Origin of the sequence: Streptococcus pseudopneumoniae (genome assembly GCF_038148935.1) — a bacterium.
Taxonomy (GTDB): Bacteria; Bacillota; Bacilli; order Lactobacillales; family Streptococcaceae; genus Streptococcus; species Streptococcus pseudopneumoniae_U.
The window spans coordinates 1-570 of the sequence record NZ_JBBJZX010000206.1 but is presented as its reverse complement, the minus strand read 5'-3'; the positions used below and the strand labels follow the sequence as shown (position 1 = coordinate 570).

The following is a 570-nucleotide window of genomic DNA, read 5'->3' as shown; positions in this document are numbered from 1 at the left end:
GTATTCATGTGTCTTGATACCTGCCAAGTCGTCTGTATCAAGTGTTTTCGGTATACCAGCTTCATCCGCTAGATTGCGTAAGAGTTCGATATAGAGACGGTAGTCTGCCATGAACTCTTCTTTAGTTGAATGACTTTCAATCAGTTCAACCGCTGCATAGCTCTCAGCATTCCAATCGCCACCAACGTCCCAACTTCCATTATTTACAGGTCCTACTTGCATGACACGACCATTTCCAACGACATGAGAAAAGAACCCAAGTTCAGGGTTCTTTCTGTAGTGATAGTCCGCCTCGTTTTGAGCGGTTGAGTTGCGGTTTCCTGTTGAGTGGGCGTGAATTTGTCGGTATGGTTGCACCCCAACCTGTGGCAAACCTGTACGTAGTCTGCTTGTATCGATATCCATTACTCTTGTCCTTTCCAAGCGTCATTCATCTGCTTCACTGCTGACTCCACAAAGGTATCCAAGTCCTTGTCCGTCATGCTGATGTTGTATTTTGTCAGCTCTGCACGGATTTTAGCGCGAGCCTGTGCCAGTTTTTCATCTCCCTTGTAGCCTGTTTCAGCAGCC

The 570-nt window shown here is 46.7% G+C and carries 2 protein-coding genes; both read right to left on the bottom strand.

Features of this window, described 5'->3' with window-relative positions; translation table 11 throughout:
- A partial coding sequence (locus WKI42_RS10625) for a peptidoglycan recognition protein family protein (RefSeq protein WP_368081906.1) occupies window positions 1–405 on the bottom strand: 405 nt, incomplete at its 3' end.
- Window positions 405–570, bottom strand: a 166-nt coding sequence (locus tag WKI42_RS10620) for a phage holin, LLH family (protein WP_368081907.1), incomplete at its 5' end; no start/stop codon positions are given. The genes WKI42_RS10620 and WKI42_RS10625, both read right to left, overlap by 1 nt.